This window comes from Snodgrassella sp. CFCC 13594 (genome assembly GCF_001590725.1).
Lineage (GTDB): Bacteria > Pseudomonadota > Gammaproteobacteria > Burkholderiales > Neisseriaceae > Snodgrassella.
The window spans coordinates 24,324-38,403 of record NZ_LQXR01000007.1; the positions used below are offsets into that span (position 1 = coordinate 24,324).

Sequence of the window (14,080 nt, forward strand, 5' to 3'; positions counted from 1 at the left end):
GCATATACCCGCCAAATTTGGCGGGTTTTTTTCAGGCAACCCCAACCCGGCTCTGTTATTGTCGGCGCCCGATTGCGCCAATGGGTGTTCTGTTTGGGGGTGTGGCCAGCCAACATACCGACCGGTCTATATATCGATAGCGTGGCTGGGTTGCGATACACTAAGAATCTGCCGCGGTATTCATCATGCCTTGGCTGCACACACGACTACAACGCCATCGACTGAACACGAACAAACAGTTGCACTGATGGCGTATTTGTATTTGAATGCGGCAACAACGCTTTTTATCATTTCAACACACCAGAAACGACATGGATATTCACACACTCAGCCCACAACAATTGCAACAATGGCAGCTTGAAAAACGCAACTTTGTTTTGCTGGACGTCCGCGAGGACAATGAAGTTCAGTTTGCAGCCTTGCCTGACCATACCCACATTGCCATGAATTTAATCCCTTTGCGCCACAACGAACTGCCAGATGACCAGCCCATTGTGGTGTATTGCCATCATGCGTCCGCAGCATGCAGGTGGCCATGTATTTGGCACAAGCAGGGTTTGATGACTTGTATAATTTAACCGGCGGCATTGATGCTTGGTCGACACAAATCGATCCGACATTACCACAATATTGAAATTGGCATGATGCTCTGGCTAATCAACCACCTTGAGTGATTTTGACAACTGGGCAATTATAAATTTGCAGCAGCCTGCCATCATCAGGATGTATTCTAACCCTGCCTTAAGACAGGGTCATCTTAGCCACATTTTCCTGTATTGACGCTGGCTATTTATGGAAAAACAGGAGATGTACTGGAAACGCCACATCGATTGATGTCATTTATCTTGGGTCAATCCTTTATTTTTTAACGTATTTCGAAAAAAAATTATAAAACCCAAGGCCAATAACACGATTAAGCCACGCAGGCGCAGGATTATTTAAATTTAAATAGGAATATTATGTTCTTGTCGTGTTGCAAGGTGGCTGCAATATTATGATGCATTTAAGAATGATGGTGCACCCAACAGGGATCGAACCTGTGACCTCCGGCTTCGGAAACCGACACTCTTCCAACTGAGCTATGGGTGCGCAAATCAATTGAGTGCGGCATTTTAGCTGAAATCCTGCATCAGCGCAAAACATGACGCATGCCAATCGCTTTCATCAGCGTATATAATGACCAGCGTTTGTATACATTCATGTCCAACACTGCTTGAATTGATGCCCACATCTTAGGCATCAAAGCCTAGGAAGATTGCCATGACAGCCTCGCAACCATGCCGCGAAAGCGGATCTGCTTTATCTTTATTGCTTTCTGCGATGATTTTGTTGTTGATTTTAGCCGTGGTGCTGCCGAAATTATTGACGTCATCCACGCCAGACACCAGTGCATCGGCAACCACCACAGAACAGCAAGCCCTACAGCAAGCCGCCAGCGCTGCCCATACCTTATCTCAAGATCAAACTGGCGCGGCATTGGCTTCTGCCGAAGCCAACAGCAATGGTCATGGCCAATAGCAGTGCATTCACCGCATTAGACATCGTTTCTTAAGTCCAGCAACCACGCCCGCAGCGGCCATCAGCGTTGTCCACCAGTAAAAAATAGGGCGGCTTTATGTTATGCTCACAGACTTGCTTGATTGTCTTTTCAGGCAACCCAACGATTAATTAATTGCTTGATTACTTTGATTGCTAAATCATGAATGCTGTCAATAGCCCATTATTTCGCACATTGCCACAACACGATGCGCTCGACATTGTGGGCGATGTGCATGGCGAGTGGTCTGCTCTGACGCATTTACTGCACCATTTGGGCTACGACGACTTGGGCCGACACCCCCAAGGGCGAAAGCTGGTGTTTGTAGGCGATTTATGCGACCGCGGCCTGATAGTCCAGCAGTCCTCTCGTGGGTGCTGCAAGCAGTGGCAGCCGAGCGCGCTTTTGCCGTATTGGGTAATCATGAATTGAACTTATTGATGCATGACCCCAAAGATGGTTCAGGCTGGTATTTCGACAACCGACCTCAAGACGATGAACGTTACGCACCATGGCAACATTTCCCAATCGCGCAACGCAGTCAATTACACGAGCAACTTGCTCAATGGCCGCTGGTTTGGCAACGCGATGATTTACGGGTCGTGCACGCAGCATGGCTACCAGAAAGTCTGCGCCAAATTGCCGATGCCGGTAATACACCGATTATCCAGCAATACCATTTCTGGGAAGATGGCTTCCAACACGCCTTTGACAACAGCGGCTGGAAAGCAACTTACCAAGATGAGCAACATCGCTTGCATCGCGAATTGGAAGATGAACAAAGCACCATGGCCTTTCAGCTGGGCGTAGCGCATTATGATTTGCTGCGCAGCACTGCCAACCCCATTCGAGCACTCACCAGCGGCGTAGAGGCCTTGGCGCCAGCCCCTTTTTACGCCAATGGTCGGTGGCGTTTTACGGTGCGCATGCCTTGGTGGCAACAGTATCAAGACCAAGTGCCAGTGGTCGTAGGGCACTACTGGCGTCACTGGTATGACAACCCCGTTCCCACCCACCGCCAAGGCTTGTTTCATGAACCGCCCACACACTGGTTGGGGCCGCAGCAAAATGTATTTTGTATCGATTTTTCAGTAGGCGCTCGTTGGCGCGAGCGTCAACAAGGCACACCCCTCAATCAAACACGCTTTCACTTAGCGGCCTTGCGCTGGCCTGAAGCCACTATTGTGCTCGATACCGGGCTCACTGCTAACAGCATCCGCAGCCGATAAACAACCTTTTTCAGGCAGCCCAGTGATCTACAAACGAATCGGGTATAATGCTCGTTTTGTTCCATCAGGTTTGCCCCAATGGCAAACCTATGCCACTCACAATGAATTCAGCAACCACTTCTCCCAACACCATTAAGCGTCATTTAAAAACTCGGCATTTATCCATGATTGCCATCGGCGGCAGCATTGGCACCGGCCTATTTATGGCCAGCGGCAGCGCCATTCATGACGCCGGTCCGGGTGGTGCGTTAATGGCTTATGCGGCCATTGGATTGATGGTTTATTTTTTGATGACCTCTCTGGGTGAAATGGCCACTTATTTGCCTACCTCAGGCTCATTTTCTGTATATGCTGCCCGCTTCGTTGACCCTTCGCTGGGCTTTGCCTTGGGTTGGAATTATTGGTTTAATTGGGTGATTACCGTGGCTGCCGATATTTCCATCGCAGCCCTAGTCATTACCTATTGGGAACCTTTGCGCTTCATGCCCACTTGGTGTTGGAGCATGGTATTTTTTGCTTGTATTTTTTTACTCAACATCCTCTCCGTACGCGCATACGGTGAATCGGAATATTGGTTTGCGCTGATTAAAGTAGTGACCGTTATCGTATTTTTGGGCGTGGGCGTACTCACCATTTTCGGCATCTTGGGTGGCCAATACGTCGGCTTTGATCTCTTCACCATGGGCGACGCGCCCATTTTGGGCCATGGCTTTTCAGGCAGCTTTTTCACCGTTTTGGGCGTCTTCCTGATTGCGGGCTTTTCATTTCAAGGCACCGAATTGATTGGCATCACTGCGGGCGAATCTGAAAATCCCCAAGAAAGCATTCCCAAAGCCATCAAGCAAGTATTTTGGCGCATCCTGATTTTCTATATTCTGGCCATTTTGGTGATTGGCCTGCTGATTCCATATACCAGCCCACAACTTTTGGGTGCAGATGTCAGTGAGGTGGCCAAATCACCGTTTACTTTGGTGTTTGAACGCGCAGGTCTGGCCTTTGCCGCAGCGGTGATGAATACCGTTATCCTTACTTCCATTCTCTCCGCCGGCAATTCTGGTATGTATGCGTCCACGCGCATGCTCTATGCCATGGGCAAATCCAGCATGGCGTATGCGCGCTTTGGTGATGTTAACGTGCGCGGCGTGCCAGTGTGGGCTTTATTGGCAACCAGCGTGGTGATTTTGGCCATTTTTCTACTGGAAAGTGCCAATCCCGGTGCCTATGAATACATCGTCGCAGCCTCAGGTCTCACTGGTTTCATCGCTTGGCTTGGCATTGCCATTAGCCACTATCGTTTCCGCCGTGCCTTTCGGGCGCAAGGCAAAGACCTCAGCCAATTGGTTTATCGGGCCAAATGGTTTCCATTCGGCCCTATTTTGGCCTTAGTTTTGTGTATTTTGGTGATTTTGGGCCAAGACACCGATTGGCTGCTACACGGTGACTTTAACTGGCAGCGCTTCGCCATTACCTATATGGGGATTCCCGTTTTTGTTGGTTTTTATCTTTACCACAAACTGCGCTATCGCACCCATAAAGTCCCACTTAGCCAAGTTGATTTAAGCCCGCATGTGGATTGATCCACCCAGTCGCATTGGCTGCCTGAAACCATTTGCGCTAACATGTTTGGCATCATGCCACATCGGTTAAAACCCCATTTATGCTCACCTACACCCCCAAAAACCCGTCACCCCAGCCCAGCGGCAATGCTCGTCCTTGGCTGCTGCTGTTGTTGGCTTTTGTGTGGTTGTGGCCTGGGGTATTTGCGCGCGATTTGTGGTCACCCACCGAACCTGAAATACTCACCACCATCGAGCAATGGCAACCCTACGCCTGGACCATCCCTCGTCTATTTGACCAAGTGGCTTGGCAAGTGGCACCGCTTTATTACTGGCTGGGCATATTGAGCGTACACTGGCTCAGCCCTTGGCTACTTGACCCTTATGAAGCCGTGCGCTTCGTCAATGCTTTGCTGATGATCATTGCATTTGCCTGTGTTGGTGGAGCCGCTCGCCAATTTCTGGGCCGTCGCTTTGGCCGCATTGGTGTATTGGTTTTACTCGGCTGCCCGGGCATGCTGGTACCGGGTCACATGATGAGCAGCTTTCCTCTGTTGCTGTGCGGGTGTTCCCTGTGTTGGTATGGCTTTTCTCTAAGCAAATCCCGAGTCATGATGGCCAGCTTGATGCTTGGCGGCGGCTGGGTTGTGCTGTCGCTTTCAGGCAGCCTGCTATTGCCCTTAGCCATGATGGTTTTGGCTTTGGGCTTGCTGTACCACCCATTGTGGCAGCAACGGCGCTATCGCTTGGTGGTGCTCACATCTTTGCTGTGGGCATGGCCACTGATGGCCGTGTGGCCGCTGGCACTCTACCTTTCTCACCCGAATGTGTTTGTGGACTGGTGGCAAGCGCATGCATTGGCACCGTTTGGCGGTTTTGCTCAATGGTCGATGGCTTTCTCTTTGGATTATTATCTAAAAAATGTGTTGTGGTTTGCGTTTCCGGCTTGGCCATTGGCCGTGTGGAGCGCATACAAAGTGCGTTTATTTCAATACGATTGGGGGGTCTTGGCAATAGCTTGGCTGGTACTGATGTTACTGCTGCTATCGGCGTCACCCGATCAATATCAAGATTGGTTGCTCATCATATTGCCGCCATTGGCCATCATCGGCAGCCATCAGCTAGAGCCTTGCGGCGCGGTGCTGTGGCGTTCCTGAATTGGTTTGGTATCATGACTTTTGGGTTTGCTGCTTTATTTTTATGGTTGGGCTTTGTGGCTATGAATTATGGCTGGCCCCGCAAATTGGCCGAGCGTGCCGAGTATTTCAGCCCGTACTACCATACCGACATTGACTATTTCCCCATCATTGTGGCGTGCATACTTACACCGTTGTGGCTGTGGGCCGTGACCCGAAAACACGTGCGGGGGCGCCAAGCCGTCACCAATTGGTGTGCCGGTGTGGTATTGGTGTGGTCATTGCTGCTGACGCTGTTTTTACCGTGGTTGGATGCCGCCAAAAGTATGCGTCCCGTGGTGCAAAGCATGCAACAAACCTTCACCGGCGAACAAGTGGCCGCATTGCAAAACAGCCAAATTTGTGTGGGTGTCGCAGCCGATAATCACACCGCGCGTATTGCTTGGCAGCAATACGGCTGGCTAAAATTGGAAGCCGACAACCCCCACTGCCGCTATCAATTGGTGGTGCGAAAACCGAGTCAAACAGCCCCAGCAGGCTGGCACGAAATATGGTCAGGCGCCCGACCACGCGAAAAACGCGATATCATGGCCTTATGGCAGGCCAGCGGTGACATTTCCACCGCCAACACGGAGTTTTCTTACCCATGACAAGCGAATCTTCAACGCAAACACGTCAACAAAATGTTGACGCCGCAGAAATCGATAAATTCAGCCAATTGGCCCATAAATGGTGGGACAAGGAAAGTGAGTTCAAACCACTACACGACATCAACCCTTTGCGCCTACAGTTCATTGATGACCATGCCTCTCTAGCGGGTAAAAAAGTATTGGATGTCGGCTGCGGTGGCGGCATTCTAACTGAAGCACTGGCAGGCCGTTCGGCCTCTGCTACCGGCATAGACATGGCAAAAAAATCACTGAAAATTGCCCAACTGCATGCTTTGGAAGAAAAAGTAGGTAATGTGCACTATCGTTTGGTGAGTGTTGAAGATTTGGCTGCCGAAACGCCAGCACAATATGATGTGGTGACCTGCATGGAAATGCTCGAGCATGTTCCCGATCCGGCCAGTATCGTGCGCGCTTGCGCGCACTTGGCCAAACCCGGCGGCTGGCTATTTTTCTCCACCATTAACCGCAACCCGAAGTCTTATCTGCAAGCAGTAGTAGCCGCGGAATACCTATTGCAATTGATGCCTCGGGGCACCCATGATTACCAAAAATTCATTACGCCTGCGGAGCTTGGGCGGATGTGCCGTCAAGCAGGTTTGGACTGGGCTGCCAGCAGTGGGCTCACTTACAACCCCCTGAGCCGCCAATATCATTTATGCACAAACTTAGATGTGAATTACATGATTGCCTGCCGTAAACCCACAGCAGCCTGAGGCATCTCACAGCAATCGACACTGCGGTATTACAAAGCCCAAACTGGTGTGTTTGGGCTTTGTTCATTTCGGCCATGCGCCAAGCTTGGTTCAGGCAGCCTCAAAACCACCTGAACAATGGACTTTATGACGCCAAAATCTTATCCACAATTTCGCGGCTGTCTTTCGATAGTCCTGTTTTGTGTTGAATCCGCTGCAATTCCTTGTACATCAAAGTTTTCCGTTTTGGCTCCAATTTACCATATAAATTGAACGCCTGAATCAAACGGGATGCCACTTGCGGATTAAAGCCATCGATGTCCAGAATTTTGTCGGCCACAAACCGATAACCACTGCCATCCGCAGCATGGAAATGGCGCACATTGCGACTAAACGTACCCAATAACGAGCGTACTTTATTGGGGTTTTCTAAACTGAATGCTGGATGATTTAAGGCTGCCTGAACCTGCTGCAACGTATCTCCCCGCTGACTGCACGCCAACAAAATAAAGTATTTATCCATGACCAAAGCATCGTTGCCATGGCGTTGTGCAAATTGTTGCAGCAATCGGTCACGATCGACATCGGGCAAATGGTTGATGGCCGAGAGCATGCCCCACTCATGGGTCATATTGGTGGCCAAACGATCATATTGCTGACGCACAAACGCGATCATCGCTGGATTGGCACGCACCACCCACACACGCAAAGCATTCAGAAAACTGCGAATGCCAGCCAAATCAGGGTGGTATTCATGAGGCTGAGTATGTTGGCTGTTTTGTTCTTGCTCATAAGCCCAACTACGCCAATGATTGAGTGTGGGCAAAATAGCCGTACCCACCGCCCCCATCAAGTCATCCCGTGCCGCGACATACAACGCTGGGTCAATTTCCGGCTCACCCTCCCACAATTCCGCCTCACTGGGTACTTGCAGCAAAACGGCTTTGTAGGCCGGTTCCAAATCGGCATCCAAAGCCTGAGCAATCGCTTCTGCCAACATGTCATGCTCAGGCATGGCTTGGTTGGCTTTCAGCGCCGCTACATTGGCAGCCACGGCTCGGCGGTATAAAGTTTGCGCTGCTTCCCAGCGCCCAAAAGCATCACTATCATGTGCCAACAATAAGGCCAAATCGGCATCACTATAGGGATAATCCAATTTAACTGGCGCACTAAACCCACGCAGCAATGAAGGCACCGCCGCTTCAGCCACATCCGACAACACAAAATCCTGCTTGTCCTGTGTGAGCAACAATATTGCTTCTTCAACCTCATCATGGCTTTCAGGCAACCTGAAAGAAAGAGGTTGCCCTTGCGCGCCCACCAAACCCATTTTCACCGGAATCATCATCGGCTGCTTATTTTGCATGTCTGGTGTATCGGGAATGCACTGACTCAAGCTCAGCGTTAAGGTGCGTGCCGCAGCATCATAGTGCTTGCGCACTGTTAATACCGGCGTACCGGCTTGGCTATACCACAACGCAAACTGCTTAAAATCGCGACTATTGGCATCGGCCATGGCCAAACGGAAGTCATCTACAGTCACGGCTTGGCCGTCATGGCGCTGAAAATACAGCTGCATGCCTTTTTGAAAGCCCTCCTCACCCAACAAGGTGTGGTACATACGCACCACTTCGGCGCCTTTTTCATACACCGTCATGGTGTAAAAATTATTCATTTCCTCATAAGAAGCAGGCCGAACCGGGTGCGCCATGGGGCCCGCATCTTCCGGAAATTGGAAAGTACGTAAATTGCGCACATTGTGAATACGGCGTACGGCGCGGCTGGCTCGATCAGCAGAAAACTCCTGATCTCGAAATACGGTCAACCCTTCTTTGAGCGAGAGTTGGAACCAATCGCGACAAGTCACGCGGTTGCCAGTCCAGTTGTGGAAATACTCATGCCCAATGACACCTTCAATAGCTTCAAAATCTGCATCAGTGGCGGTTTCAGGGCTTGCCAGTACGTATTTGGTGTTAAACACATTCAGGCCTTTGTTTTCCATGGCCCCCATGTTGAAGTCGCCCACAGCCACCACCATGTAAATATCCAAATCGTATTCCAAGCCAAAGCGGGTCTCGTCCCAGCGCATCGCGTGTTTCAATGACGCCAATGCAAAATGCGCTTTACTGCGGTCTTCTGGGCGAGTGTAGAACTTCAAGGCCACTGCTTTGCCAGACACCGTCGTATAGGTATCTTCGAGCACCGCCAACTGCCCAGCCACCAGCGCAAACAAATAGCTGGGTTTGGCAAACGGATCGCGCCATTTCACCCAATGCCGGCCCCCTTCCGCGCTCCCAGATGCAATCAAATTGCCATTGGAAAGCATCACTGGGTAACGTTTTTTATCGCCGATAATGGTGGTGGTGAATTTGCTCATCACATCGGGGCGGTCAAAGTAATAGGTGATTTTTCGAAAACCTTCAGGCTCGTTTTGCGTATATAAATTGCCATTGCTTTCATACAGACCCATCAGCGATTTATTGTGCGCTGGATACAATTGAGTAGTGATTTCTAACACAAACGTCTCATCTGGAACATGAGCAATGGTGAGCTTTTCATCAGTCAATTTATATTGTTCTGCCGTCAATGTTTCACCATCAATCTCCAATGCCACCAATTCAGCACTGCCATCAAGGACGCAAGGCTGTCCTTTGGTGACTGGGTTAACCAACATACGTGATTTCACCAAGGTGTGCGTGGCCTCAATATCAAAGGTCAAATCAATTTGTGCCACGGCAAAATCTGGGGCGCGGTAGTCTTTTAAATAATGCACCACTTTATCTGTGCTCATTGCGTGTGTCTCTTTCCTGAATAAAACAGTGGCAAAGGGGTATTTTACGAAGCGCAGCGGATTTTCAGGCAGCCTGAAATGAAAAAAACCGTTAAGCTTAAACCCAACGGTGGTTTTAAATGGGTGCAAAATCAGCGTTTACAACGCTCGCCGTCCACTCTTTTCCGCCCCAAAAACGCATATAGCCCACACCAGCCGATTAATCCAGACAATAAAGGCACCACGCCTATCCAGCCCCAAAGGTTTGTGGGCCCACAAACACCAATGCAATCAGTATCAAACCCAGCGCCACCCGAATCAAACGATCAAGAGTACCCACATTACGACAAAACATAATCATCTCCTTCCAAATTGACACGCTCAATATACATCATAATATTATGAAATGTAAATATATTGAAGATTGTGGTGGTGCTTTTTTTTGCCTACAATGGGCACACAATATCAAATACGATTTCCACACAAACCCCACCATGGACAACTCTCTTCTCCATACGCACGCAGTGCCTGCAGATATGAATCAGGCCGCTGATGCGGCATCTTCATTGCTAAAGATCATTGCCCATCCTCATCGCTTGATGATTTTGTGTTTACTGCTGGAAGGTGACAAAAACGTCACTGAGCTGACCGAAAAAGTTGGCATCAGCCAAACAGCCATGTCCAATCATTTGGCCAAATTGCGCAGTGAACACATTGTGGATTTCACTCGCCACCACCGCAGCTTGGTGTATCGGCTCACCTCCCATGAGGTCACCCACCTCATTACTGCCTTATATGAGCTGTATTGTGAGAAATAAGTACAGCGCGGCCCCCAGGCAAAAATATATTTAGGCACACCCAAACCCACCGCCAGCCCCCCTATTTCAGGCAACCTCAATGCTGCCTGAAACCGTTTTTGTGTCACTCAACGCCCAATACCATCAAAGAAAAGCGTTTTCCAATAAATAATTACATCCAAACAATTGATTAAGCTCCCAATCTCTCTTCTCATCAAATTAGGTTGAATACATTACATATCTGCCAATAAATTTGCCAGATGTATTATTTATTGGTAAAACCGCTGACTTTGTTGCCATAGATAAATAACACAGCAACAATAGAATCTGTTAATAAAAATGAGGAGATAACTGCATGACCCAATCCGCGGAGCTGAAACGTACGCTCAAAAACCGCCACTTACAACTGATTGCCATTGGCGGTGCCATCGGTACTGGCCTCTTTATGGGCTCAGGCCGCACCATCAGCCTAGCTGGCCCTTCGGTATTACTCACCTATGTTGTCATCGGGTTTTTCTTGTTCTTCGTGATGCGCGCAATGGGCGAGTTGCTGCTGCACAACCTGAACTACAAATCTTTTGTTGATTTCTCTGCTGATCTGCTGGGGCCCACCGTGGGCTACTTTGTGGGTTGGAGTTATTGGTTTTGCTGGGTGGTCATTGGCATGGCAGATATTGTGGCCATTACCGGTTACTCGCAATTCTGGTGGCCCGATATCCCTTTATGGCTGCCAGGTCTACTGTGTATCGGCTTTTTGCTGGGCTTTAACTTGCTTTCCGCCAAACTCTTTGGTGAATTGGAGTTTTGGTTTGCTTTAATCAAAATTATTGCCATTGTGGCCTTGATTGCATGTGGTATTTATCTGGTGGCCACGGGCTTTACTGGGCCTTCAGGTGAAAAAGCCAGCATGAGCAATTTATGGACACACGGCGGCCTTTTCCCTCATGGTATCACTGGTTTTTTTGCTGCCTTCCAAATTGCGATTTTTGCGTTTGTGGGCATTGAGTTGGTGGGTACGGCTTCCGCAGAAACGGCCAACCCGCAAGAAACATTACCCAAAGCCATCAATAAAATTCCGATGCGGGTGATTGTGTTTTACGTATTGGCCTTGACGGTCATCATGACGGTGACACCATGGGACATGGTGGCGCCTGATAGAAGCCCATTCGTGAATATGTTTATGTTGATTGGCATTGGCGCCGCCGCCGCCATCATCAATTTCGTGGTGCTGACTTCGGCCTTGTCTTCTGCCAATAGTGGCATGTATTCCACTGGCCGTATGTTGTATGGTTTATCTAGAAATGGTGTGGCACCAGCTTCATTTGGACGCCTGTCAACCAGTGGTGTTCCACGCAATGGTTTGCTGTATTCTTGCGCCTTGTTGCTCATCGGTGTGGGTCTACTCTATGCCGAAGGTAATGTGATGAAGATGTTTACCATTGTGACCACGGTTTCCAGCATTTGCTTTATTTTTGTGTGGGCGGTGATCCTGATTGCTTATTTGAAATACCGCAAGGTGCGCCCGGAAGCCCATGCGCAATCAAGCTACAAAATGCCGTTTGCCATCCCGATGTGTTACGCCTGCTTGGCCTTTTTCGTGTTTGCCTTATATTTGTTTAGTCAAGAAGAGGAAACCCTGATTGGTTTGATGGCCACACCGTTATGGTTTATTGCATTGTTGTTGTGCCTGCCTTTGTATAAAAAACAATTGCGCCAACACCAAAATTGATTATTCGTGACATCAAAACAGGCTGCCTGAATCATTCAAGCAGCCTGTTTGGCATTTTTGGCACCCAAAACTGACAATCAGCCCATAACTGGGTACGGCATTAAACCTGTTGGCCATACTCCTGATGGTGCCAAAATGGCTGGCCTACCGTAGGTGTGCTTGCTTGCGCATGTTGACGAGGGATCACAGGTTCTGCTTCAAACGCCAGCCGACCTGCCACCACGGCCTGAGCAAACGCTTCGGCCATCAAAACGGGCCGCCCGCTTCGCGACACCGCAGTATTGAGAAGCACGCCATCAAAACCCCATTCCATGACTTGCGCCGCTTGCGATGGTAGCCCCAGACCTGCATCAACAATCAATGGCACCGATGGTAAGCGCTCACGCAACACCCGCAGTGCATATTCATGCACCACGCCCAAACCAGTACCGATGGGTGCCGCCCACGGCATCAAAGCCTCGCACCCCACCTCCAATAAACGACGGCATGCAATCAAGTCTTCCGTGCAGTAAGGCAACACCTTAAACCCATCATGAATCAAAATTTGTGCGGCTTTAACCAACTGAAACACATCTGGCTGCAGCGTATCATCATCACCAATCAACTCCAATTTAATCCAATCGGTGGCAAACACCTCACGCGCCATTTGCGCGGTGGTGACCGCCTCTTGCACACTCAAGCAGCCCGCCGTATTGGGCAAAACCGGAATGGCCAAATCGCGCAATAAAGACCACAAGCCTTCACCATAATTGGCGCCAGCCGCACCTTGTCGACGCAAAGATACTGTCATCATGGCTGGCTGGGCTGCCTGAATCGACGATTGCAACACATCTACGGTAGGATAGGCGGCTGTGCCCAACAGCAAACGGCTGGTAAAATTTTGATTGTAAAGTTTCCATTCAGACATGGTGTTTTATTCCTGTTTCAGCAAGTTCTACTCATCGCGCCAAGCTGGTCGCGTCTTCGATCAAATGAATTTTTCATGCTGCCCAACCTATCAAACCAAGCATCCGCACGCATAGCACCACAATATGCTCACCACCAAGTTCAATGCACACTCGTCTTATACACGCTTAACAACGACAAACCACACAGCGAGCATAAATAGCAAAGCGGCCTGAACCAGACTCATCACTCTTTATTTTATTGGCACCCAGCAAACATTGAGATACAGATTTAAGTGTGGCTGCCGGCGACGCAAAGATATCTTCCACTTGCAACAACTTCACCAACAAATAAATCAATATCTCCATATCGAGCAGGGGTATGAAGCTTAGCCACGCCAATATACGCCGTGCAGCAGCATTAAAGGTGCCCCTCTGTAACAGGGTGTGCCATCGCTTCTTGCCTCCACTGCTGCAATGCCGGCAAAGCCAACAAGCATTGGGCATAATCGCGCGCCACACCCTCCAGGCCATCGAGCAATTGATATGATTGCAAACGCACCGCCATTGGCACATAAAACGCATCCACCACACCAAAATCGGTACCCGCCAAGAATGGCCCACCAAAACGGCGTATGCTTCTTGCCACAATTCGTTTAAGCGGAATAAATCGGCGCGCAAATCATCGTCTATCACTGGGGCATCGGTTTCATCCAAACGAAAATTACAGGCGGTACGCAATGCGGCAAAACCCGCGTGCATTTCTGCTGTGGCGCTGCGCGCCCACGCCCGGGCTACCCGATTGGCTGGCCAAAGCTGGGGATAATCTTCGGCCACATAGTCGGCAATCGCCAAACTTTCCCATACCAAGGTCTCTCCATCCAACAACACTGGCACCTTGGAGGTAGGTGAAAATGACCGCCATTGTTGCCGCTGTGCCAACAAATCCGCATGGTAACTGTGTACGGTTTCAATGAACGGAATATTCGCCTGGCGCAGTAAAATCCACGCGCGTAACGACCAAGAAGAAAGCTGCTTATCGGCAATATGCAAGTGATACATCATCATTCGCTTTCAGG

General features: G+C 49.6%; 12 protein-coding genes, 1 tRNA gene and 2 pseudogenes. 10 read left to right on the plus strand and 5 right to left on the minus strand.

Features of this window, described 5'->3' with window-relative positions:
* The first annotated feature begins 311 nt into the window (after nucleotides 1-311).
* Nucleotides 312-634: pseudogene (locus A2F46_RS05730) on the plus strand (rhodanese-like domain-containing protein).
* Nucleotides 635-1,013: 379 nt separating this feature from the next.
* Here A2F46_RS05730 and A2F46_RS05735 read toward each other — a convergent pair.
* Nucleotides 1,014-1,089, minus strand: a tRNA-Arg gene (locus A2F46_RS05735).
* Nucleotides 1,090-1,260: 171 nt separating this feature from the next.
* Here A2F46_RS05735 and A2F46_RS05740 point away from each other — a divergent pair.
* From A2F46_RS05740 to ubiG, 7 genes are all read left to right on the plus strand, one after another.
* Nucleotides 1,261-1,518, plus strand: a complete 258-nt coding sequence (locus tag A2F46_RS05740; RefSeq protein WP_066567869.1) for a hypothetical protein — start codon at nucleotides 1,261-1,263, stop codon at nucleotides 1,516-1,518.
* A gap of 181 nt (nucleotides 1,519-1,699) precedes the next feature.
* Nucleotides 1,700-1,969 (plus strand): metallophosphoesterase, encoded by a 270-nt coding sequence (locus tag A2F46_RS12935; protein ID WP_231867716.1) that lies wholly within the window; start codon nucleotides 1,700-1,702, stop codon nucleotides 1,967-1,969.
* Nucleotides 1,924-2,766 carry a serine/threonine protein phosphatase gene (locus tag A2F46_RS05745; protein ID WP_231867717.1) on the plus strand — a complete coding sequence of 281 codons (843 nt, stop codon included), beginning with the start codon at nucleotides 1,924-1,926 and terminating at the stop codon, nucleotides 2,764-2,766. The genes A2F46_RS12935 and A2F46_RS05745 overlap by 46 nt, the downstream gene beginning before the upstream one ends.
* A 164-nt stretch (nucleotides 2,767-2,930) precedes the next feature.
* Nucleotides 2,931-4,343, plus strand: coding sequence for an amino acid permease (locus tag A2F46_RS05750; RefSeq protein WP_066568002.1), 1,413 nt, complete (start codon nucleotides 2,931-2,933; stop codon nucleotides 4,341-4,343).
* An 80-nt stretch (nucleotides 4,344-4,423) separates the two neighbouring features.
* Nucleotides 4,424-5,479, plus strand: a complete 1,056-nt coding sequence (locus tag A2F46_RS12940; protein WP_231867718.1) for a glycosyltransferase family 39 protein — start codon at nucleotides 4,424-4,426, stop codon at nucleotides 5,477-5,479.
* 14 nt (nucleotides 5,480-5,493) lie between these two features.
* Nucleotides 5,494-6,108: a hypothetical protein gene (locus tag A2F46_RS12945; RefSeq protein ID WP_231867719.1), complete on the plus strand. Its 615-nt coding sequence runs from the start codon at nucleotides 5,494-5,496 to the stop codon at nucleotides 6,106-6,108.
* Nucleotides 6,105-6,842: a bifunctional 2-polyprenyl-6-hydroxyphenol methylase/3-demethylubiquinol 3-O-methyltransferase UbiG gene (ubiG, locus tag A2F46_RS05760; protein WP_066567876.1), complete on the plus strand. Its 738-nt coding sequence runs from the start codon at nucleotides 6,105-6,107 to the stop codon at nucleotides 6,840-6,842. The genes A2F46_RS12945 and ubiG overlap by 4 nt, the downstream gene beginning before the upstream one ends.
* A 124-nt stretch (nucleotides 6,843-6,966) precedes the next feature.
* Here ubiG and pepN read toward each other — a convergent pair whose 3' ends face one another.
* Nucleotides 6,967-9,612, minus strand: coding sequence for an aminopeptidase N (gene pepN, locus A2F46_RS05765; protein WP_066567881.1), 2,646 nt, complete (start codon nucleotides 9,610-9,612; stop codon nucleotides 6,967-6,969).
* A gap of 131 nt (nucleotides 9,613-9,743) precedes the next feature.
* Nucleotides 9,744-9,952: pseudogene (locus A2F46_RS13410) on the minus strand (DUF2892 domain-containing protein).
* Between the two features lie 40 nt (nucleotides 9,953-9,992).
* On the opposite strand from A2F46_RS13410, the gene A2F46_RS05775 reads away from it, so the two are divergent.
* Nucleotides 9,993-10,409: an ArsR/SmtB family transcription factor gene (locus A2F46_RS05775; RefSeq protein WP_369796310.1), complete on the plus strand. Its 417-nt coding sequence runs from the start codon at nucleotides 9,993-9,995 to the stop codon at nucleotides 10,407-10,409.
* Nucleotides 10,410-10,743: 334 nt separating this feature from the next.
* On the plus strand, nucleotides 10,744-12,117 hold the full coding sequence (locus tag A2F46_RS05780; RefSeq protein WP_066567882.1) for an amino acid permease: 1,374 nt from the start codon (nucleotides 10,744-10,746) through the stop codon (nucleotides 12,115-12,117).
* 100 nt (nucleotides 12,118-12,217) lie between these two features.
* Here the strand turns inward: A2F46_RS05780 and A2F46_RS05785 are convergent, their stop codons facing one another.
* Together A2F46_RS05785 and A2F46_RS05795 are read right to left on the minus strand one after the other, a co-directional pair.
* Nucleotides 12,218-13,024: a thiazole synthase gene (locus A2F46_RS05785; RefSeq protein WP_066567885.1), complete on the minus strand. Its 807-nt coding sequence runs from the start codon at nucleotides 13,022-13,024 to the stop codon at nucleotides 12,218-12,220.
* 166 nt (nucleotides 13,025-13,190) lie between these two features.
* Nucleotides 13,191-14,069 (minus strand): glutathione S-transferase, encoded by an 879-nt coding sequence (locus tag A2F46_RS05795; protein ID WP_231867722.1) that lies wholly within the window; start codon nucleotides 14,067-14,069, stop codon nucleotides 13,191-13,193.
* Nucleotides 14,070-14,080: the final 11 nt, after the last annotated feature.